Origin of the sequence: Amycolatopsis sp. 505, from assembly GCF_031625235.1 — a bacterium.
Lineage (GTDB): Bacteria > Actinomycetota > Actinomycetes > Mycobacteriales > Pseudonocardiaceae > Amycolatopsis.
In genome coordinates this window covers 13,618-34,762 of sequence record NZ_JACKQP010000021.1, presented here as the reverse complement: position 1 = coordinate 34,762, position 21,145 = coordinate 13,618, and the positions used below count along the sequence as shown (strand labels likewise).

General features: G+C 70.0%; 21 protein-coding genes. 11 read left to right on the top strand and 10 right to left on the bottom strand.

From position 1 onward, the window contains the following. Window positions 1-42: 42 nt before the first annotated feature. The 9 genes from H5965_RS45090 to H5965_RS45050 form a co-directional block, all read right to left on the bottom strand. Window positions 43-1,065 (bottom strand): DUF3558 family protein, encoded by a 1,023-nt coding sequence (locus H5965_RS45090; RefSeq protein WP_310977467.1) that lies wholly within the window; start codon window positions 1,063-1,065, stop codon window positions 43-45. A 30-nt stretch (window positions 1,066-1,095) separates the two neighbouring features. After that, window positions 1,096-1,698, bottom strand: a complete 603-nt coding sequence (locus tag H5965_RS45085; RefSeq protein WP_310977466.1) for a hypothetical protein — start codon at window positions 1,696-1,698, stop codon at window positions 1,096-1,098. A 49-nt stretch (window positions 1,699-1,747) separates the two neighbouring features. After that, window positions 1,748-2,392, bottom strand: a complete 645-nt coding sequence (locus H5965_RS45080) for a GNAT family N-acetyltransferase (RefSeq protein WP_310977465.1) — start codon at window positions 2,390-2,392, stop codon at window positions 1,748-1,750. Window positions 2,393-2,403: 11 nt separating this feature from the next. Continuing rightward, the gene (locus tag H5965_RS45075; protein WP_310977463.1) at window positions 2,404-3,924 is read right to left on the bottom strand and encodes an APC family permease; all 1,521 of its coding nucleotides are present in this window, start codon (window positions 3,922-3,924) and stop codon (window positions 2,404-2,406) included. 59 nt (window positions 3,925-3,983) lie between these two features. After that, the gene (locus H5965_RS45070; protein ID WP_396137008.1) at window positions 3,984-4,628 is read right to left on the bottom strand and encodes a GPP34 family phosphoprotein; all 645 of its coding nucleotides are present in this window, start codon (window positions 4,626-4,628) and stop codon (window positions 3,984-3,986) included. Between the two features lie 427 nt (window positions 4,629-5,055). Continuing rightward, the gene (locus H5965_RS45065) at window positions 5,056-5,181 is read right to left on the bottom strand and encodes a hypothetical protein (RefSeq protein WP_310977461.1); all 126 of its coding nucleotides are present in this window, start codon (window positions 5,179-5,181) and stop codon (window positions 5,056-5,058) included. A 604-nt stretch (window positions 5,182-5,785) separates the two neighbouring features. Continuing rightward, on the bottom strand, window positions 5,786-6,304 hold the full coding sequence (locus H5965_RS45060; protein WP_310977460.1) for a hypothetical protein: 519 nt from the start codon (window positions 6,302-6,304) through the stop codon (window positions 5,786-5,788). A gap of 328 nt (window positions 6,305-6,632) precedes the next feature. Next, window positions 6,633-7,853, bottom strand: coding sequence for a helix-turn-helix transcriptional regulator (locus tag H5965_RS45055; protein ID WP_310977459.1), 1,221 nt, complete (start codon window positions 7,851-7,853; stop codon window positions 6,633-6,635). 314 nt (window positions 7,854-8,167) lie between these two features. After that, window positions 8,168-8,803, bottom strand: coding sequence for a hypothetical protein (locus tag H5965_RS45050; protein ID WP_310977458.1), 636 nt, complete (start codon window positions 8,801-8,803; stop codon window positions 8,168-8,170). 271 nt (window positions 8,804-9,074) lie between these two features. Here H5965_RS45050 and H5965_RS45045 point away from each other — a divergent pair, with 271 nt between their 5' ends. The 10 genes from H5965_RS45045 to H5965_RS45000 all read left to right on the top strand — a co-directional run bounded on the left by H5965_RS45045 (window position 9,075) and on the right by H5965_RS45000 (window position 18,637). Continuing rightward, window positions 9,075-9,482 carry a hypothetical protein gene (locus H5965_RS45045; RefSeq protein ID WP_310977457.1) on the top strand — a complete coding sequence of 136 codons (408 nt, stop codon included), beginning with the start codon at window positions 9,075-9,077 and terminating at the stop codon, window positions 9,480-9,482. A 3-nt stretch (window positions 9,483-9,485) separates the two neighbouring features. Further along, window positions 9,486-10,478 carry an NlpC/P60 family protein gene (locus tag H5965_RS45040; protein ID WP_310977456.1) on the top strand — a complete coding sequence of 331 codons (993 nt, stop codon included), beginning with the start codon at window positions 9,486-9,488 and terminating at the stop codon, window positions 10,476-10,478. Further along, window positions 10,475-10,993, top strand: coding sequence for a hypothetical protein (locus H5965_RS45035; protein WP_310977455.1), 519 nt, complete (start codon window positions 10,475-10,477; stop codon window positions 10,991-10,993). Before H5965_RS45040 ends, H5965_RS45035 begins: the two co-directional genes overlap by 4 nt. Window positions 10,994-11,082: 89 nt before the next feature. Then, window positions 11,083-11,310, top strand: coding sequence for a hypothetical protein (locus tag H5965_RS45030; RefSeq protein ID WP_310977454.1), 228 nt, complete (start codon window positions 11,083-11,085; stop codon window positions 11,308-11,310). Between the two features lie 5 nt (window positions 11,311-11,315). Then, window positions 11,316-12,017, top strand: a complete 702-nt coding sequence (locus tag H5965_RS45025) for a hypothetical protein (RefSeq protein ID WP_310977453.1) — start codon at window positions 11,316-11,318, stop codon at window positions 12,015-12,017. Between the two features lie 19 nt (window positions 12,018-12,036). Beyond that, window positions 12,037-13,392, top strand: a complete 1,356-nt coding sequence (locus H5965_RS45020; RefSeq protein WP_310977452.1) for a hypothetical protein — start codon at window positions 12,037-12,039, stop codon at window positions 13,390-13,392. Window positions 13,393-13,441: 49 nt separating this feature from the next. Further along, window positions 13,442-14,908 (top strand): SCO6880 family protein, encoded by a 1,467-nt coding sequence (locus H5965_RS45015; protein WP_310977451.1) that lies wholly within the window; start codon window positions 13,442-13,444, stop codon window positions 14,906-14,908. 35 nt (window positions 14,909-14,943) lie between these two features. Next, on the top strand, window positions 14,944-16,497 hold the full coding sequence (locus H5965_RS45010; RefSeq protein ID WP_310977450.1) for a hypothetical protein: 1,554 nt from the start codon (window positions 14,944-14,946) through the stop codon (window positions 16,495-16,497). Next, window positions 16,494-18,242, top strand: coding sequence for a type IV secretory system conjugative DNA transfer family protein (locus tag H5965_RS45005; protein WP_310977449.1), 1,749 nt, complete (start codon window positions 16,494-16,496; stop codon window positions 18,240-18,242). The genes H5965_RS45010 and H5965_RS45005 overlap by 4 nt, the downstream gene beginning before the upstream one ends. After that, on the top strand, window positions 18,242-18,637 hold the full coding sequence (locus H5965_RS45000; protein ID WP_310977448.1) for a DUF4913 domain-containing protein: 396 nt from the start codon (window positions 18,242-18,244) through the stop codon (window positions 18,635-18,637). The genes H5965_RS45005 and H5965_RS45000 overlap by 1 nt, the downstream gene beginning before the upstream one ends. 280 nt (window positions 18,638-18,917) lie before the next feature. On the opposite strand, the gene H5965_RS44995 is transcribed toward H5965_RS45000, so the two are convergent. Further along, a complete protein-coding gene (locus H5965_RS44995; RefSeq protein ID WP_310977447.1) occupies window positions 18,918-19,865 on the bottom strand; it encodes a trypsin-like serine protease in 948 nt (315 codons plus the stop codon). A 423-nt stretch (window positions 19,866-20,288) separates the two neighbouring features. On the opposite strand from H5965_RS44995, the gene H5965_RS44990 reads away from it, so the two are divergent. Then, window positions 20,289-21,089, top strand: a complete 801-nt coding sequence (locus H5965_RS44990; RefSeq protein WP_310977446.1) for a hypothetical protein — start codon at window positions 20,289-20,291, stop codon at window positions 21,087-21,089. Window positions 21,090-21,145 lie beyond the last annotated feature (56 nt).

The window sequence follows — 21,145 nt, the reverse complement described above, 5'->3', positions numbered from 1 at the left end:
TCGACCGGGAAATACGCGCCTGAGTCGCGCGGAGAGACATGGTCACCGGCTGGCCGCCTTGTGTTGCAGCGAGTAAACGATCACTGCAGCGATCTCGAACAGAACCTGTCCGACGTTTGAATCCTTGCCCATACCGGGGCCGTAACTCACGTCGATCGCGTACTGATCACTGAGCCCGACGCTCACCGCGCTAAGCGATCTCCAGCCTTTTCCGGCGCTGAAATAGACAACGGCGGGAAAGCCCTGGATCGTCGGCACGGCTCGCCACGTGGAGCCATCGTGCTTGATGCGGTTGTAGATGCCACTCAAGCCGGTCCGGGCGGAGACCTCGTAGTCGACTCCGACGAAGCTGCCGGTGTCCTCGCTAAACCACGTGCATCCCGGATTGCCCTGAAGCGCGTACCGATTACCTGGGGCGGCAGCTCCGAGAATCGCTCTGACTTGGGCGGAAGTGAGCGTGTCTGCGCACGGGTCGCCGCCCAGGACAGTCTCCGAGAGAGGATGCGCGATGGCGGGTGCTCCGCCGAACGGCACTGCAGGCGTGCCGGTGGTCGATGATGCGGGCGCGGTGACGGGGGATTGGCCGGTCGGCGAGGAGCTGGACGAACAGGCCGTGACGGCGGCGAGGGTCGCGGCTATCCCGGCCACCGCGGCCCTCAGCGCGCGGTGCATCGAGCGCGGCCGCGCTTGCCAGCGGCGCACTTGGCGTCGCCGGCGGGCTTTCGACTTGCGCACGATGCGCGCGAGCCGCCGATTCGGGGTGTCGGGACCCAGCGTGCGCAGCCAAACGGCGACGTGTGTGACGGCGCGGCGAGGACAGCGAACCGGGCTCGCTGGGACAGCGGCATCGACGACGAAGCGAACCGCGTTCACGGGGACACCGGCGTCGACCGCGCCGGGGAGCCAGCTTCGAAACTCCGGCGCTGAGGTGAAGACGTCGAACCTTTCATCACAGGGCTCGGTGGAGCCGCTGGTGACGGGCTCCGGGCCGCTCCATCCGCTGCTCCACGTCGGCATGTCAGGGACGCAGTGCGCGCCGAGCAAGGGGTAGTGGCGGTCGGTCATCGCGGTCCTCATCGGTGGTGATCGGGCAGGTCAGGCAGCGCGGCGCTGTGCAATGCGCGCTGCGGGCCAGAAGTGGAGCGTGGTCGCCGGTGGCGGTGATGCAGGCGGTATCGGACTCGGTGTCGAGGTGGCCGCGGGCGGCTGCGGTGATGCAGGCGGTATCAGCTGTGCCGAGGTCGGCGGGGTGGCGGTGCCGTTGGCGAGAAGACACGGTGTGGTGGCGCCGATGGTTAAGCGGGCCCCGACGTTGGCCCTGAGGCTCATGAGGTAGCCGTCGTTGCTGGTGGCGTTGGCGAACATGTCGGCGGGGCGGAGATCGACTCGGGGGGTCCAGCCGTGGGTGACCCACCAGCCGTGGAGGGCGTCGAAGTAGCTGTTGTTCTGGCTCGCGGGGACACCGTCGACCCAGAAGGTGACGCCGACCAGGACGTAGCCGGTGGGCCGGTCGGCGGCGTCGGTGCAGTTCGCCGGAAGCGATGGCAGCGGCTGCAGGGCGAATCCGGGCGGGAAGATCGCGGCGGTTGCGTTGCGCATCTTCCCGACAGCGGTTGCCTGGGCGTCGGCGAGCGGCCCGGCTGGTTCCCCGTGGCTGCTTCCGCACGCCGTGGTGCCGGTGAGCACGGCGAGCAGCAACAGGGGCCGCAGAGGCAGCGAGCGCCGATACGCGCGTGTCGCGGCGTGATCAGACAACGTGAACGCCCCCGCGGGAGTGCGATGAGATGTCGGCCGGGGGGTGACGGCGCATCGGGTAGACGTACACGCCGTTGCTGCCTGGGATCTCGGCGAAGTCCGCGGGCTGGAAGTCGTGGCGGTGGTAGAGCCGGGCGGAGGTGGGGTTGCTGGCGTGCAGGAAATGCGTCGACGTGCCACCGGATTCGTTGTCGGCCCAGGTGAGGTGTTCGGTCAACAGGCGGGTGCCGAAGCCGGTGCGGCGCCGGGAGGCGGCCAGCAGGTGCAGGTGGTGGTGCGGGTCCTGCGGTGTGGTGCGGTTGAAGGTGTCGTCGAGGGCCCGGAATCGTTCGTAGTGCGGTCCGGTGATCGAGCGCAGCACAGTGTCGTAGTCGTCGGGTTCAGTGATCTCGCCGCCGGGGTGGATGGTCCACACGGCGGCGGCGATGACGCGACCGCATTCGCGGATGCCCTGGACTCGTCCACCGCTGATCAGGGCGGCGCGGGCCAGGTAGGCGAACTGCTCGCGCAGGCACCGTTCCCGCTCGGCAATGTCATGGGGGACAAGGAACTCGGCGATTTCAAGGTCGATGAATGCGGCCGCGATGACTGCGGCAACCTCGTCGGTGTCGACGCCCCGGAGGTTCTCGACGGGCAAGAACGCTGTCATCAGCGGCTCACCTCGGCCGGCCGGGTCTTGCGGGCCGACGCGAAGCGGCGCCGCAGGTCCCAGCCGACTCCGGCGAGGAACGCGACCAGGTAGCTGAATCGCAGGATGGTCGGCAACGGAGAGTCGGGGTCGACGCCGAGCAACGTGTCGAACTGGATGAGCACGGTGATGGTCAGCGTCCCGATCACCAGAACGGCGGCGTAGGCGGCGACCGTGGTCCAGATGCGGCGAGCGACACTGGGCGAGCTGGGCGAGCCGTCCAGTTCGCCGGGCGCGGCCGCGGTGGCTCGGCGGGCGCGCCACAAGATGACGACGATCGACAGGGCAGTCAGCGCCAGCAAGATCAAGATGCCGACGCCGCCGCTGGTGCCGCCGAGATAGAACAGGACCAGCACGGGGTCGGCGCCGGTGGCCCAGACTGCGGCGATGGCCGCGACCGCTAGGACGGTCTGGGTGATCGAGGCGATGGTGGGGCTGCCGTATTTCTGGCCGATCTTCCCGAGGAGTCGTGGCGCGGCGTTGTCCTTGGCCAGCCTCATTGCGTAGAGCGAAGTGGTGCCGTGGAAGCTCAACGAGCCGGCCAGCAGGCTGGTTGCGAAGAGGATCCGCATGATGGTGGCGGCCTGCGGGCCGAGGTTGCTCTCCACGACGTGCACGAACAGCCCGGCCGGGTCGGCCTGTGCGGCGGTGACCACGCCGTCGGCGCCGAGGGTCACGCTCAGCCCGGCGGGGGCGAGCACGTAGAGCCCGGTCAGGAGCACCAGGACGATGGCGGTCGCGCGGGTCACGCCGCGGTGGCCGTCGCGGGCGTGGTCGGTATGCACCACGGTCAGCTCGGTGCCGATCAGCCCCAGGACCGCGAGGGCGACCTGTGCGGCGATCAGCGGGACGCCGATGGTCAGCTGGTGCGGGTCCAAAGCCTGCATCGGCTGGGTGCCAGCGGCCGGGTGGAGCCAGGCTGCGACCGTGGCCGCGCCGATCATCGCGACTTCGCACGTCGCCAGGATCATGAGCACGCGGGTGGGGGTCTTGAACTTCAGCAGCCCGAGCCAGCCGACCAGCACGGTCGCGGCCAGTGCGATGACCAGCCGCGGCACGGTGACGCCGAGCAGGTCCGCCAGCAGCGGGCTCATGATGTCGCCGATCAGGCCGTAGAGGCCCAACGTGAGCGCGGTGTAGGCGATGACGGTGAGCCAGCCAGCACCGACGCCCGCCGTTCTCCCGAGGCCGCGTCGGATCAGCGCGTAGAAGCCGCTGCTGGCGTCCTTCCCCTCGTCCTCGCACCGGCGGGCGGCCTCGAGGTAGCCGACGCAGAACAGGCCATATCCGAGCGCGACGGCCAGGAAGACGAGCGGGAAGTTCGAGCCGGTCACCTTGATCCCGACTGGGACCACGCCCGCGACGACGGTCATCGGGGTGGTCGCGGCAACCACCCGGGCGGCGATGGACCAGGCACCGAGCTTGCCGGAGGCAAGACTGTCCAGCGGGGCTCTCGTGGCGGTACGTGCACTGCGGGGCATGATCGGGCTCCTCTGTAGTGCGGTGGGGATCGGGCGGTTCAGGGCGTGGGGTGACGTCGCTACAGCGGGGTGGCCAGGCGGGCGAGGACGTGGGTGAGCGCGGCGAAGAGCGGGGCCAGGTCGGCCGGCAACGGCGTGCGGTCCAGCCGCCGCTCGATGTCCGGAGCGATCTCCAGGGCCGCGTCGAGGCGCAGTTCCTTCAACCCACGCCACAGGACCACTGCGGTCTCCGGGATTTCCTCGATGTTGTCGGTGACGTGCTCTTCGATGTAGCGGCGTGCCCAGATCGTGGCCCGCAGCTCGGTCAGGACGTAGCGTGACCGCCGTCGCCGCCACCCACTCTTCTCGGCCAGGGCGTCCCCGCCGCGCACCAGGCGCTGCCACACCAGCGTCGTCGCGCACTCGTCTCGCCGGACGAGGTAGTTGAGCCAGGTCGCTGCGAGTTCGGAGTAGCGCTGTGCTTGCAGGTCCGCCAACACGGCGTTCAGCGTCTGGTCCTCGTTGGACGCGCCACGCGTCGGATAGATCTTCCCGTCCCGGCCGATCTGGAGTTGACCCGCTTGGTACAGCTCGACCAGCAGCATGCATCCGACTACGCATGCGACCCGTTCGTCGTCGTGCACCAGAGGGCGGTGCATGTCCTGGCAGTAGCAGGCCGACAGGACAAGGTCGGCAGGCCGGTCGGAGCCGCGATATCGCGACACGATGCACCGCACCGGCTCCTCGCGCGAGGGACCCGCCTCAGCGCTGTTCGCTGCGATGGCGGCGGGCGCCGGGGCCACGCGCGCCGGTGGACGCGGCCCTCCGTGCGCGTGTCGGGTCTGGCGGTCGTCCGGATGCTCGAGCCGCGCAGCCCGTTGGGTGGGCAGTCGATCCGAGGGGTGTCGCCCGGCAGTCGCCGGCAGCGCCGGGAAGCGGTCGGTGAGCGCCTCAGCGAAAGTGTTCGCAGCTTGTGGGAGCCCAGGGTGAGGCTGGCACGCGCGATCGGGCAGGACTGCGTTCTGGCCCAGTTTCCAGTCCCGCAGAACAGCTTCGGGGTTCGGGAGCGGAGGTGCGGCCGGGGAGCCAGCCCGATCCGCACCGGGCGTGCGAATGGGGAGTCGTCGATTGTCTGTGGCGTTCACAGGGGCCTCAGGGGGTGATGTGGATGACGCACAGGTGGAGGAGGACCGCGATGCCGAAGCCGAACGTGGCGCCGAGCCCAACGATCGCGCCGATGACCTGCGCGATGCGCCTGCGCCACCTCGTGGTCCGCACACCGAATGCTGGTGGGCCGGAGGCGGCGTGTCGGCCAGCGGTGGGCATCTCGGTTGTCCCCCAGGAGTGTGTCGGGATCAGGCGGCGTGGTGGTGTCCGGAGGCCGCGCGCTCTGTGCGTTCGGCGGAAGTGATGCAGGCTGCATCGCCGGGGGATTCGGCTCTAGCCACCAGATGATGGCGGCGGATTGGTCGATGTCCGAGCGGCACAGCGCCGGGCGGGGGTTGAGCGGCCGCTGGGCGGCTCACGGAGTCCGGTGACTCCGACGGCCACTTGGGGGTGTCGTCGGCCGACTCGCCGCGCGGCGTCCAGTCAGCGTCGGCTGGCTCTGCAGTCGTCGCGGTACCGGTGAGCCTCCAGCAGTCGGAGCATTCGTCCTGCGACCCGGTGACGCCGTCGGCGACCTCGGCCACGCACACGCGTCCGCACAGCGCCAAGACGACGTACTTGCCGCCGTAGCCGAGGTCTACGGCGTTTTGGCTATCGAGACGATAGGGGGCGGCGCCGTACCGAACTCGGTGCCGCAGGTTGGGCTGAAACAGGCCAGAGGCACTGATCAGCCCGTTCGCGGGGGCAGGCGCAGGAGCCCAGCCTTGTTCCGGCGTCATGCGTCTGCCTCCGTCAGCGACTGGCTGCCCGGGGCTTGCGGGATCGGCCCGTTGACGGGTTCGTGGAGGAGCAGGGCGATCGCGACTCGAAGATTGGAATCGGTTGACCAGCGGTTATGGCCACCGTCTGCCTGACGAACAGCCGCTGTGACGTTCGCTCCGCACACCAGAACGTCGAGTGAGCCATCGGGATACACGCGTGCGGCAACGAGAACCAGCTGGTCGGCAGCGTCGCACCGGATACACCACTCCCAGCCGGGGCGCTGGAGGATCTCGGCAAGCTCGTCCAGCGCTGCAGCGTCGGCGGGTAGGCCGGAAATGATGGCGCGGACGTCCTGAAGCGAGTCACCCTCGGTGTTGTGGTCCGGGTTTCGCGTTGGCAGCGGGCAGCCGCCAGCTGCCCCACATGGCCGTTCCTGGAGGGCGTGGACCCCGGCGGCCGCGGACGGGGGAGCCGCGCCGTCCGCGGCCGCCGGGAGATCGAACGCGCCGCGGCCCTCGACGTCGGATCGCACGAATCCGTCGCCTTGAGTGTCGGGCTCTACGATCGCCGGCGCCTGCCGTGCGTCAGTCCAGACCCATGAAGGGCAGCCCGGGCTGACGGTCACTATTTCGGGGCCGATGCTACGAATCCGCGTCGAAATTCCGGCTGACCGACCTAGATCTGCGAGTGGGCCGGACTCATCGACCGAGCGCCGCAACTCCCGGTCGGGGAGTTTGTCTCGGCTGGCAGAGGCTCCGTCCTTGATCACCCAGAGGACACTAAAAGGAGCATCTCGTCGGTAGGTAACACGCCTTGTGTCACTACCCGATTGGCGGAATCAGCAGCAGACCCGTTAGTCGTTAACGAGTGCGTTTCGCTCCGATGCTCACGGCCAACTCGTGCAGCTTCGTGGGAGGCTGCCGTCCATCGAGCTCGGCGACCGTTTGCTTGTACAGGCTTTGGTGCCTGACCCAGTCTGGCGCACTCGCCGCGATCGAGAGGACGGTGTTCACCGCCTTCTTGTTCATACCCAATTGAGTCTGCGCGTGAGCGACGTCGGTCAAATGGCGCATTCGTGCCGCCAGCGGCAGACGGGTCGCCCGTGGCATCAATTTCGCCGTCTCCAACGCGGAGCCGAAACGCTCGGTGACGACGTGCACGTCAGCCGTTTGCATGGTTACCTGTTCGCGGCCAAAGGGAGCCTCGTAATCTTTGCGCTCTCCAGTGCGCTCGGCAGTTTCGCGGGCCTCGATGAGGAAGTCCTCAGCTTGGCGTGCCCGGTCATCTTTGAGTTCGATGTCTCGACCGGTCGCAGTCGCCGCCGACAGGAGCAAGTTCCCGTACACCGAGAGCGCGGCTGGGGTCACCTTGCCGGTGACGTCGATCTTCTCCGCTGTCTTCGCGGCGACCTTGCGGGATTCCTCATAGCGACCTTGCGTCAGCAGCAACCACGACACGGTGCCGCGTAGTGCAGCCACTCGAAGAGGATCGTCGCCCCTCTCGCTCGTCTTGCGAGCTTCCAGCGACGCCAGCCAGGCCGTGTCAGGATGGCCAAGGTGCACGAGTGTGCAGGCGGCGATCTGCTGGAGCTGGGCGAGCTGATCCACGGCCGCCGCGCGTTCATGTGCCGAACTCGCATGTTCGGCGGCGCGCCCGCGGACCATGGCCTGCGCGAGCAGGCGGCTGAGCTCGTCGTATTTGCCTCCCCAGTAGCAACCCCACGCGTAGGTTGTGGCTCGGCTGGTGTCGAGCAGACTCACTGGTTCGAGGTCATCGTCGACCACCTCGTCGATGAGATCGTCAACAGAGGTCAAAACCCTCCGGATCGCGACGATTCCTGCGTCGGGGCTCTCCCCGGGAAGCGCCTGAGCTTTCCTGAGCAGCTCGTCGATCTGGCGGTCGAGCGCCTTGGCGAGGGCCTGGATACTGCCGATCTGCGCCGTCTGCCGCTGCCCCTGTTCAAGAGCGCGGATCAGGCTGAGGCTCACGCCCGATCGGTCGGCCAGCTGCCGTTGGGTAAACCCCGCCTCGAGTCGGAAGCGCTTGAGTGTCGCCCCGAGAGGGATCTCGCTGTCGTCCATGGAGGACCTGCCTTCATCGCGGAGGTAAACCCCTCCTCGCGTGCCCCCGGCGGCCAACCGGGGGCGCCTCCGCGAGGAGGAGGCACACGAGGTGCCCAGGCCAGAATAGCGTCTCGGGCACGTTCAGCTGTCGGCCGAGGCGCTGGGTATCCCGGCTGGCAACGTCCGCATGACGCATATCGGCCCGGCGGCAGGTTGGGGGGAGACCTGACGCCGGGCCGGTCAGCGGCGCCTGCCGCTGACCGGGAAGACGCGGCGGCCGCCGGGCCTGTTACAAGGCGGGTCTCGGGTGGTGATGCAGGCTGGATCAGCCGTTACCACTTGAGGTCGAGGCGCCGGACGCACAGCTCGGGCCGGGTGAGCGGCTGCCACGCGAGGATCTCGCCGCCGACTTGCCGTTGGTTGGTCGTGCCGCTCACCTTGACGCCGATGTAGCCCGCACCTTCCCACTCCGGCTCGGCGTCGGTGACGCTGAGGTTGGTGGGCGCCTCGACGGCAACGATCAGCTGGCCTCCGAGGATGCTCGATGATTCCGGGCAGGCGAGCTGGCCGGCGGCCTTGGCGTCGTCGTGGTTGAGCGCGTCGACGAACTTCGTGATGAGCTTCTTCGCCGCGTCCAGCTGTTCGGGGCTGCCCATGTGGATGGTGGTCTTGGCCGCGGCGCTGGTCGTCGGCGCCGTGGGCCTGGCGCTCGTGCTGTCCGGCGCCGCGGCGGCCGCCGGCCGGGGGTCGTCGTGGTGGAGGAGGAAGCCGGGCGCTGCGAAGCCGGTGACGGCGAAGGTCGCGACGGCGAGGCCGGTGACAGCGATGGCGACGCGTCGGCCGACCGGTTTCGGCGGGGGCGGCGGCGGGACGGCGCCGGGGTTGTTCAGCGGCCGGTACGGCTGGTTGTCGGGCCATGCCGGCGGGCCGGGCGGCTGGTGCGAGTGGGTCATTGGAAGGTCCCCCATCAGGTAAATGATGACTTCAGTTGACAAACTACGGATGTAGCTTACGCTCAAGAGAGCGAATGCAACCAGAGCCATCATTCGCACACCCGCGTGGGCGTGACCTGGGGTAAGGCCGCTCCAGCGGTCGACACTGGGGGAGTTCACCGTGCGCATTGTGCTGCCGTTTTTCTGCATTTTCGGCGCGCTGATACTGGCTGGCTGCGCCGTCCCGACGGCCGCGCCGTCGACGTCGTCCGACGCGCCGATGCCGCCTGCATCACCTGTTCCGACCGTGGGAGCCACCTCGCCGCTGAGCAGCACGACCGAACACCCGGCGGTGGCGGTGGCGCGCGAGTGGGCGGCTCGCTGGTGCGGCTGGTCCTGGACAGACCCGTTCGGCGTCCGCGAGGCGCGGGCCCGCGAGCTGATGACCCCGGAGGCCGGCCGGGCGCTGGTGCCGACGCCGGCCGACGCGTGGCAACGCGACGTCGTCGGTGCCCACGAGTCCGCGACGTGCTCGACGTTCTCGGTCTGGCTGACCGACGGCCCGCGTGGCGACGGCCGCGTGTACGTCGCGATCACCGCGAAGCGGGTCGTGATCAGCGACGACGGGTTGGTGTCGAGCCCCTTCCGGGACGACCGGCGGATGAGCCTCGTCGATGGCCGGTGGCTGGTCGACGTCGCCGTGGCGGGCGGGTGAGCGATGGGACGCGTCCTCACCGCCATCGCCGCTGTCCTGGCGCTGATCGCCGTGGCGGCTGCGCTGGTCACCGTCGTGTTCACCAGTAGCGCCACCGGCTCAAGCTGCGACGGCGCCCGGGCGGTCAAGCACCTGCCCGACTCCGTGCTGACCGAAGACCAGCTGGGGATCGTGCAGGTGATCTTGGCGGTGGTCGGGCAGCGGCAGTTGCCGCAGCGAGCCGCGGTCATCGCCGTGGAGACCGCGCTGGTGGAGTCCGAGCTGCGCAACCTCGATCACGGCGACCGGGATTCGCTCGGGGTGTTCCAGCAACGCCCGAGCCAGGGGTGGGGCACGCCCGAGCAGGTGATGGATCCGGTCTACGCGACCGGCAAGTTCCTCGACGCTCTCGTCGCGCTTCCTGGCTGGGAATCGATGCCGCCGGGCGCGGCCGCGCAGGCGGTGCAGCGCTCAGGCTTCCCGGACCGCTACGCCCTGCGTGAGCAGGAGGCCGCGCAGATCGTCGCGGGCGTGCACGGCCAAGTCGGCGACGTGCTGGATCCGTGCGTCCCGCCGCACGACGTCGACGCGCCAGCCGCGGTGCAGCGCGCGCTCTCGCAGCTGGGGATGCCCTACTGCTGGGGCGGCGGCAGCCCCGACGGCCCGACCCGCGGGGACGGATCTTCGCCGCCGCCGTGCGGGCCGAGCTCGCCGGGCTTCGACTGCTCCGGGCTGATGCTCTTCGCGTTCGCGCCGAGCATCACGCTGCCGCGAACCAGCCGGGCCCAGTACGAAGCGTCGGGCGGCACCCACGTGCCGATCGCCGACGTCGTCGCCGGCGACATGCTGTTCTGGGCCAACGACACCCGCGACCCGGGATCAATCCACCACGTCGCGCTGGTCGTGACCCCGGGGCAGCTGGTCGAGGCTCCCGAGGACGGCAAAACGGTCCAGCAGCGGGCCTACCGGCCCGACAGCCCCGGGCTCATGCCCTCGGCCGTGCGGATGAGCCGATGACCGCGGTGCAGGCCCGCGGGGTGATGCCGCCTGCATCACCCGCGCCGCTGCAGGCGGCATCACCCCGCCCGCAGCCGCTGGTCGTTGTAGGCGCCTCGGGCAACGTCGGCACCAGCGCGGTCGCGTGGATGCTCGACGCCCACGATGCCGGCACCTGGCGCACCGACGTGCTCAGCCCGCTGCCGACACCGGACGTTCTGGTGACCGGCGTGCCGCTGCAGGCGATGACCCGGGCCAGCAACGCGCTGCTGCTGCTGTCGCGGCTCGGCATCCGCCCGGCCCTGGTGGTCGTCGACGACGGCCACGGACGCCCCCCGCCGGACTCTCGGGCCCTGCTGATCCTGATGCGCCCGGTGACCCGCGCGGTCTTGCGGATGCCCTACGTGCCCGCGTGGCGGGCCAGCACCAGCCCCGGGGGTCTGACCCCGCCGACCGGCCCGGCCCTCAAGGCGGCGAACCGGCTACGCGCCGCGTTCGGCCTCGCGCCGATGCCTTCACCGAAGAGGACACGCTAATGCGGCTTACGCAGTTCAACGACCCTTTGAGCCCGGATCCCGCGCCCTCGTTTTCGGTCCCGAATCCGCCACCGGCGGCGCCGCGGGGCATGGAGTGGTTCGGGGACTTCGTGATCTCCGCGATGAAGTACGCCGGGATCGTGTCGGTGTTCGTCGGCTTTCTGATCTGCGCGATCATGATGGCGCTCGGCCGCCGCAACCGCTCCGAGATGGCCGCACAAGGCATGCTCGGCGTCCCCTACGTCATCGGCGCCATCCTGATGATCGTCGGCGCTGCGGGCATCATCGGCGGCCTGCTCGCGGCCGCGGGGCGGTGACCGCGATGCCGTGGAACGACAAGGCTCCGCGCCGCCGCTGGCCTCTCGTGCTCGGCGGCCTGGCCGTGCTGCTGGTCGGCCTGCTCGTCGCCGCCCTGGTCTACGTCGGCCAGCACGACGCCCCCGCCCCGGCCGCGACGCCCCAAGACGCCCCGGCTGTGCCGGACCAGCTGGAGTGGGGCCCGCTCACCTGGTCTCAGCTTGAGGGCACCCAGGTGCCGCTCTCGGCCGAGCACGGCCCGCGCGAGCACGCCGGGCCGCTGGCGGAGGGCTTCACCCACGACCTTCCGGGCGCGGTCCTGGCCGCGGTGAACATCGCCGCCCGCAGCAGCGGGCTGGCGGGCGGTGAGGAGATGTTCCGCCCGACCATCGCGCGCCAGACCACCGGCGAGGTCATGCAGTACCTGGCAGCCACCCAGGACACCTACCGCGAAGCACTGGGGCGGGGCGGCGCTCCGGTGCCGCTGGTGATCGGTTACCGGCTCGCCGGAACCAACACCGCCGACGACGTCCGGATCGACATCGTGGGGCGGCTGACCAACCGGACCGACCCGCGCCTGAAGGCCTTGATCACCGGGACGTTGCACGTCCGCTGGATCGGCGGGGACTGGAAGCTGGTCGTCCCCACCGGCGCCGGGCAGCAGGTCAAAGCAGTTCCTCCCGGGTTCCACGAGATGCCGGGCCAGCGGTTGACGCTGGCCGGCTGACGGAGAGGGGAGGACTCGGATGTGCGCGATCTGGGCCAATCTGCTGTCCCACGGCGCCTGTCAGGTGGTCGAGTGGACCGGCGACCTGGTCGCCGACGGCGCGAAGAACGTCGCGGGCTCGGCGCTGCAGAGCGCGGCGGAGTCGGCGGGCCAGTCGGCGGGGCAGCTGATCACCGTCTCCCTTGGATGGTGGACCTTTCAGTCCAGTGTGGACTTCGGTTCTCCGGCGATCGCGAAGATCCAGCAGTACACGATGCCGTTGTCGGTGATCATGCTGATGTCGGGCGTGATCCTGGCGGCGGCGAAAACCGCGATCGCCCGCCGGGGCGAGCCGCTGGTGAACCTCGCGATCAACATCGTGACCTTCCTGGTGGTGGCCACAGCCGGCGTGGGCCTGCTCGCTGCTCTGCAGGCTGGTGGTGACGCCTTCTCGGCGTGGATCATCACCGATGCCGGCGCCGACTTCGGCCAGCGCTTCGCCCAAGCCGCGACTGCCAGCTACACCGGCGCCTTCGGCATCATCTTGATCAGCCTATTTTGCATCCTGATCTCGTTCGTGCAGTGGCTTTTGATGCTGTTCCGCTCGGCGGCGCTGGTGCTGCTGGCGGGGGCGCTGCCGTTCGCGGCCGCGGCCTCGACGGTCCAGGGCCGTACCGACTCCACCAAGCGGGTCTTCACCTGGTCGATCGCGATCTTGATCTACAAACCCACGGGCGCGCTCATCTACGTCGCCGGATTCGTCACGATCTCCGAAGGCGGGTCGCTGCTGGTGATGCTGGAAGGCGTGGTGATCATCTTCATGGCGATCATCGCGTTGCCCGCCCTTGTCCGGCTGTTCTCGTGGATTTCCGCACCGATGCCCGGCGGTGGTGGCGGAGCCCTCGCGGCCGCCACCGGCATCGCCGGGCTCTTTCTGGCTCGTCGTCCCGGCGGCGGGGGGCAACCGGGTGGTCAGGCTGAGGGCTGGGGCGACAACCAGGGGCCGGGCACACAGGGCCCGCCCGACGGCGGTCCCGGCGATCAGGGTCCCGGGGAGGTCGGTTCGCAGGCCGGGCAGGAAGTCCTCGCCCACACGCAGTCGGTGGGAGGCGGCCCGCCGGGCATCGGCGCCGGGCGTGACATCCCGATGGGAACCGCTGGTTCCGAAAGCGCCGGCGGTGAGGCTGGCCCGAACTCGAGGTCTGACGACGTGCCGACCGCGCCGTTTCCGGCGCCCGGCACCGGCGGCACTGCCGGGGCCGAGGCCGAAACCGCCGCGGCGACGGCTGCCACCGGCGGCGCGGCGGCGGCCGCGGACGCGCCGAGTTCCGGCGGGCAGGCGCCGACCGAGACGTTGGCGGCCGAGGCAGACCACACGGATGAGCCGTCGTCATGACGGCCAGGGCAGCTGGTGATGCCGCCTGCATCACCAGCGGGGGCTTGCGATGGTGAGAACGTACGGAGCTTGGCGCCGACGGCGCGGGTTCGAGGTGATGGGCTTGCCGGCCGGGCAACTGGCGTGGGTGCTTAGTGCGTTGTGCGTGCCGATGGTGGTCGGGTTGTTCGACACCATGGCCGGGCTATGGACCGCCGTTCCCGGGATGCTGGTCGTTCTCGCGGTCGTGATTCGCTCCGATGGGACCCCGTGGGTGGTGTTGTTGGGCCGCCGCTGGGTCTGGCACCGCGCCTACCGCCGAGGCATGACCTCCTACCGCTCCGAGCTGGTCACGAAGGTCGCCGGGGCGCCGTATCTGCCCGGCCCGCTGGCGCCGCTGGAACTGCTGGCCGTCCGCCAGGCCACCGGCGCCCCGGCCGGGTGGGTATGGGATCGCCGCGGCGGCTTCCTGACCACACAGGTCCGGCTGGGGTCGACCGGCACGCTGCTGGCCGACGAGTCTGCGGCGAACGGCTGGGTCGCGGCGTTCGGTGCGTGGCAGGCGGCGCTCGGCCACGTGCCGGGCGTGCGATCGGTGGCGGTCGTGGTGGACACCGCCCCCTCATCGGTGTCGCGCGTGCGCGACTACGTCGCCGAGCACACTGCCGACAACGCCCCGGCGCTGGCACGCCGGCTGATGGACGACGTGCTCGCCGAGCTGCCCGCGCAGACGGCCGAGATGCACGTGTGGGCGGCGGTGACGCTCGATCCGCGCAAGCTGCCGTCCCGGCCGACCACGATGGCCGAGGCGGCTGCCGAGGCCTCGGTGGCGCTCACCGGCATCGTCGACAGCCTCAGCTCCGGCGGGGTGAGCGTGCTCGGCCGCGCCACGCCCGGCTGGACAGCCGCCCGGATGCGCGCCGCGTTCGACCCCGATGCGCGCGGCCAGGTCGACCGCGACCAGACCGGCGAGGCGGAGGTGAGTTGGCAGCAAGCCGGACCGCAGGCCGCAACCGAGGAATGGGATCACCTGCAGCACGATTCGGGCTGGTCGGTGACGTACGCGCTGCGCGAACTGCCGGCCGCCCGAGTCCGTCACGACGTCCTGCGGCGGCTGATGGCACCCGGCGCGTGGCCGCGGCGCGTCATGCTCCTGTACCGCCCGTATCCCGCGCCGGTGGCCGCGTCGGTCGTCGACGCCGAGCTGCAGGCCGCGGCGGTCCGCCGGACCGCCGCCCGCAAGGCACGCAGAGACTTTTCGGTACGGGAACAGGTCGATGCCGCCCTGGCCTCCGCGACGGCGGTGGAACAGGCACGCGGGGCAGGGCTGGGGGAGCCGAGCATCCTGGTGACGGTCACGACCCTGGCCGAATCCGACTTGCCGGCAGCGTGCGCCGACCTCGAGAACCGCGCGCGGGGCGCCCGGTTACGGCTGCAGCGGATGTACGGGGCGCAGTTGTTGGGGTTCGCCGCGACCCTCGGAGTCGGAGTCGACCCCTACGAGCTCGCCGCTCGCACACCGGGACGGTCGAAGTGATTCGCCGGGCCGTGGCGAACGCGGCATCGAATCCGATGCAGCCTGCATCACCGACTGACGACCTTGCCCAGTCGGCGATCACCGCCGTCCCGTCCACAGAGGACGCCGTCGCGCGCCTAGCCGCCGAGCAGAACCGCGGCATCCGCGCCCCGGAACCGGCGCTGCCCGCCGAATGGATCGCCGCACGGGACAAGCCGATCCCGCCCGCGCTCGGCTGGCGGCTACCGGGCGCGGGCCGAGCACCGATCGCGCCGAAGCTGCCCCGATGGGTCGGCTCCACCGAGCAGGTCTGCGGCCTGTTCCCGTTCGTGCTCTCGGCGGGCGTCCCGGACTTCGGCGTCCCGATGGGCGTGCACCAGATCACCCTCGAGCCCGTGAGTTTCGACGCGGGCGAGTACCTGCGGCGCGGCCTGGTCACCAACACGGGCATCTACGTCACCGGCGAGCCGGGCACCGGCAAGTCCACCATCGGGCGCCGGCTGCTGTGGGGCCTGGCGGCCTTCGGCGTCGGTGTAATGGTCCCGGCCGACCTCAAGGGCGAGCACCGCGTGCTGGTCGAAGCCCTCGGCGGCACGTGCGTGACCCTCGGCCGTGGGCTGCACCGGATCAACCTGCTCGACGGCGGCCCGCTCGCTGGCGTCCTGCACCAAGTTCCGGTCGCCGACCGGGCCCGGCTCAAGCAGGAGATCCAGGCCCGCGCCCTGGCGCTGACCGAAGGCGGGCTCACGATCAGCTCGGGGCAGCCGCTGGACGACTCCGAGCGGCTTGGCCTGGCGCTGGCCTACGAGCTGTTCGACCGCCGGCGTCCTCGGGACACCCCGACGCTGTCGGACCTGCTCAAGATCCTCCAGGAGGCGCCCGATGAAGTGCAGGCGCCGCTGCACGCGGCCGACGCCGCCGAGGTCCGGCGGCTGCTGCGGCCGTTGCTGGTCCGGCTGCAGCTGATGCTGCGGGGGCCGCTGGCCGGGCTGTTCGAGGGCCAGAGCACGTTCACCATCGATCCACGCAGCCCGGGGGCATGCCTGGATCTGTCCCGGCTCGCCGACGGGGCGGAAGAAGCCGCCGTGGCGATCGCGATGCTGGCCGCGTGGGGCTGGTCGGCGGCGCTGATCGACGCCGGGCAGGTCACCGGCGCTCGCCGCACCTGGGTCCAGTTCTTCGACGAGATCTGGCGGGTCTTGAGGGGCGGCCCCGGGATGGTCGAGCTCGCCGACCAGGTGACCCGCCTCGGCCGTCACCGCGGCGTCCAGTCGATCATGGCCACCCACAGCCTCGACGACTTCCGCGCGCTGCCCACCGAGGAGGACCGGGCGAAGGCCCGGGGCATGGTCGCCCGCTGCTCCACCGCGATCGTCGCGGCTCTGCCTCGTTCGGAACTGGACGACCTCGCGTCGATCATGCATTTCAGCGCGAGCGAGAGCGCGCTGATCCGGTCGTGGGCGGCCCCGCCGACGTGGAACGGCGAAACCCAGCATCCGGGCAGGGGAAAGTTCATGATCAAACCCCGCGAGCGGCTCGGGCTCCCCGTCCGGATGCGGCTGCCGAAGCGTGAGCAGCCGTTCCACGAGACCGACCAGGCGTGGCGATGAGCACGCCGCCGCCGGGACCCCGCGGCGACCTGCTGACCGGATGGCTGTGCATCGGCGCTGTCGTCGCGCTCGAGCTCATGGCCGGGCTGCTGTGGGTCGCGCAAGGCGTGGTCACGGTGTTCATCGGGCGCAGCTGGTCGCCGCCGGCGTTCGAGCTCGGCGTGGGCCCGGTTCGCGACGTCGTCGCGGCGAACCCGGCCACGCCGCGGATTCCGGCGCTGATCGTGTTCGGAATCCTGCTGCTCATTGCGGTCGTCATGGTGATGCAGGCGGTATCGCTCCTGCGGCGTCAGCTCGGCGCGCGCCGACGACTGGCCGAGGCCGCCGCGGTGAACCGGCGGGCGGAGATCGAGGGCATGACCGCGGGCGCCCGCGCCGCGGAGACCGCGCGGCTGCACCCGACGCTGACCGCGTTGCCGGGCAGCCGGCCGGATGTCCGCGATGTGCTCGGGGTGGTGCTGCCGTCTGGGCCGGAGATCAGCTCCGGGTGGGAGGACGTCGAGGTCGCGTGGATGGCGCCGCGGTCCGGGAAAACCACGGCGCGGGCGGTGCCGCGGGTACTGTCCGCGCCCGGCGCGGTCGTCGCGACCGCGAACCGGCCGGACCTCTACAACTGCACCAGCCGCTACCGCGCCCGGCTGGGCCGGGTGTGGCGGTTCGACCCTCAGCAGATCACCCTCGCTCCGCAGGAGTTCTGGTGGAACCCGCTGCGCCTGGTCCGCGACGACGAGACCGCGCGGCAGCTGGCGGCGCAGTTCGTGCAGGCGATCGTCCCGAACGGGGGAGACCGGTTCTGGGCCGACTCCGCTGCTGACCTGCTCTCGGCGTTGTTCCTCGCGGCGTCGGTCAGCGGATCCTCGCTGCGGGAGGTGTGGCGCTGGCTCAATGCCTCCACCGACGATCGCCCGGTCCAGCTGCTCGACGACCACGGCTTCGGGTCGGTCGCCGAGAGCCTGAAAAACATGATCTTCCTGCATCCGGAGACGCGGGACTCCGTCTACCAGACCGCCCGGACCGGGGCGAGCTGCCTGCGCAACCCGCGCGTCCTGCAGTGGGTCACCCCGCAACCGGGCCGGCCGGAGTTCTCCATGCTCGACTTCGTCCGTTCAAGCGACACGATGTACCTGATGTCCAAGGACACCGCCGGCGCGGCCGCGCCGCTGCTGGCCGGATTCCTGGACCAGTGGTTCGACCTCTGCCAGATCGAGTCCGAACGGCACGGCGGCCGGCTGCCGGTCCCCGTTTCCGCAGTGCTGGACGAGGTCGGCAACATCTGCCCATGGGACCGCCTCGCGAAGGTCGTGTCCTACTCGGGTGGGCTCGGTGTCTCGATCAGCGCCATCCTGCAGTCGTGGGCCCAGGGCGTGAAGGTGTGGGGCGAGAACGGCATGGAGATGCTGTTCGGCGCCACCACGGTGACCGTGTTCGGCGCGGGCCTCAACGACGAACGGCTGCTCCGCCGGATCTCCCAGGCCGTCGGCCGGGCCGACGTCATCCAGCACTCGACCACTCACAGCTCCGGCGGCCGCTCGGACACCACCAGCACCGACCACCGTGAGATCCTGCCGCCGGACTCCGTTCGCGCGCTGCCGAAGGGCACCGCGCTGGTGCTGACCACCGGCCGCCGGCCGGTGCTGGTCAGGCTGGTTCCCTGGTACGAGGCCTCCTACCGCGACGTGGTCCAGCAGTCGCTCGACGAGACCCGCCTCGAGCTTGCCGAGCGGATTCGCCATGCGGGGCCGTGATGCAGGCTGGATCGGGCAAGAAGCCGCCACCGCCGAAGTGGGACCCGGCCGAACTGCTGACGTGGCTGGAAACCACGCTGTTCCCGGTATACCTGCGGCCGCTCGGACGCCCCGGGATGCGCTGGTGCAGCCGCTGGTGGGCGCACGCCGAAGCCTGGGCCCGCTTCGCCGGCTGCCACCGGGCATGGCAGGAGCTGGCCGCCGAGCCCGGCATCGGGCTGTCGGTCTGGCACCGCGACCACCTCGACCCGATGCTCACGGCCTTGCTCGGCGAGAACGGCCCGTTCGCCGCGTGCACGCCACGGTCGCACAACGACCCGTCCCGCGCCCGGCACGTCCAGCCGACGCAATACGACGTCGAAGAGATCCCACGGGCGAATCGTGAATCGACCTAATGCAGGCTGCATCAAGCAACGAGCGAAGCATACTCGCGCGACCGATGATCGGCACGAGTTGCAAAAGGGGCCGCCTGGTGCTCGCGTAACAGGCGGCCCCTTCATATTCTCACGCGGTCGCAGGTGGCATCCTCGGGATTGTGACGAATCGAGGAAATGCCGCGCACCTTGGATTCCGCATCGGGTGTGTGAAGTCCGATGCAGTGACTTTAACGACTCACATAAGGAAGTGGTACTACTTGGTCATGGAACGTGTGCCGGTGACCTGTTGTGGTTCGAGCTACCGAACCGGTACGCCGTGGGCCAGGACCGGCGGGTTGCCGCGCATGGCGTCGTTCAGTTCCTTCGCGAACTCCGCCGCCGAGGTGCTGACGTCGGGGGTCGCGCCGCAGATCGCGGAGCCGCCGCGGCTGGTCGGCCCGGCGTTGTAGAGAACCCCGTCCTGCTCGACGACCGACGGCCCGCCGGAGTCGCCGTTGCAGTCGCCGCTGTAGCCGCCGGGGTTGTCGAGGCAGATGTCCCGGGTGGTGATGCCCGCGTCGACGCAGTTCTTGGCGGGGATGACCTTGCGCGTGAGCTCCTGGATCTGGGTCGGCAACTCGCCCTTGAAGACGGGCTCGGTGCCGCCCCACCCGAGGGTGCGGACGGTATCGCCGGGCCGGGGCTTCCGCGGCGCGATCGGCAGCGCGTAGGTGTTGAGGTACTCGTCGGACTTCAGGAGCGCGATGTCGTCGCTCTCCGGGCCCTGACCCCAGCTCCAGCCGGGGTGCACGTAGAAGACCGACACTCCGACGACGGTCCCGCCGGCGGTCCGATCGGGCGAACCGACCCGAACCCTGAACTTCTTGTCCGCGGTCGGGACCGCCGCGGACGTGGCGTCCAGCCCGTAGTACCGCATCAGCGCGGCCTTGGCTTCGACGCTGAGGCTGGGCGGCGGGTCGGTCACGCAGTGCGCGGCGATCGTGAAGAAGCGACCGTTCAGCTGCGCGGTGGTGCAGGTGAAATGGTCCTTGATCTCGTGCGCGGGGGCGTCGTAGATGAGCGCGGCGAACGCACCGGCCGGGTACTGCAGGGAGGGCGCGTGTCCTCCGACGATGTTCGGCTGGACCGGGCCCCCGGTCGGGGGCGGCGGCGCCGCCGCGGCCGAGGCGGCGACTCCGCCGATGGTGACTGCGGCGGCGGCGCCTATTGCCGCGACGATACCGGCCAATCTGGGTAAACGGCGCACGAACTTTGTTCCTTCTGTTAGTTCTGTCGATATCCGCTGCTCGCGATACCCACGAGCAACGCTCTGTTCCGGCCCGGCAACGGAATGAATCACCTGAGAGCGCACTGGCTGGGATAGGCAAGCCGCGCACCGACAGCCTTCCGTCAACCAACATTGGCGCGTTATCCGGATCTGGATAACGCGCCAACTGAGTCGGACCGGCAGCACTCTCGCACATGATCGACTATTTTCGCGTCAGAAGGGAGCTTTTTCACGCATTTGACTTTTTACACCCATGAACCGTCCGTCAGTAGTTACTCACCGAGGCTGCCGCGATACAGGCTGCATAACTCGCCAACGGCACCTGCCAAAAAGTGGACAATTCCATCTCAGGTGCGCCCTGCGCCTGGGGAACCGGGATCCGGCTGAGTGAAGATCCAGTCCATGACCACCAAAGCCACCCGTCGCCGCCGCTCGCCAGAGCAGGAGGCTTCCCGGATCGCGGCGGCGTTCGAGAGCTACCCCAGACGCGGCGCGCGCTGGCAGATCGCCGGAGGCAGCGAAGCGACCTTCGGTGTGGCCCGGGTCTGCCGTGCTTGGCCGACGCGCGCCCTGCACGTCATCGGCACGTCCGAGGTAGCCGAGCGGTTGCGCGCGATCTACGGCGCCGACAAGGTCACGGGTTGGACGCTGCACCCGATGCCCGACACCCGCACCCCGCTGGACACCCTCCGGCAAAAGCTCATCGAGCTCGGCGGCGGCAGCGGGCGCGTGTACACCGCCCTCGATCGGGCCGGATTCGCCCTCGTGGAGGAAGTCAGCGCTTGTCCCGACGCGGAACTACGCGACATCCGCACGATCGGCACCACCACGTTGGCGATCGTCCGGGCGGTCATGCCGTACGTCGGCCCCGATATCAACAACAAACTCGCGCCGGCCGGACGCCACCAGCTGCGCTCGCCTGCAGGGAAAGCCGAGCTCACCGCCGCGTTCTCCCCAATCACCCAGGCCCGCTACCGCCGCCTGGTCGACGGGCTGCTGGCCTCTGCCATCCCCGCCGACACGGTCGGCAAGATCGCCACGTCCCTCAACACCGAGCACACCCCGCCCGCAGACCCGCTCGTCGAGGCGCTGTTGGAAACGGTCGGCAGCGCCGGGCTGCTGCAGCTCTACCGCGAGACTCATCCTCCGAGCTCCGAGCCGCCGCCGGACTCCTGCCAGCCTCATCAGGCGTCAGGCGGGTGATGCGGCCTGGATAGCGGCATTATGCTGCGTCGCCGACGACACCGAGACCGCCACGT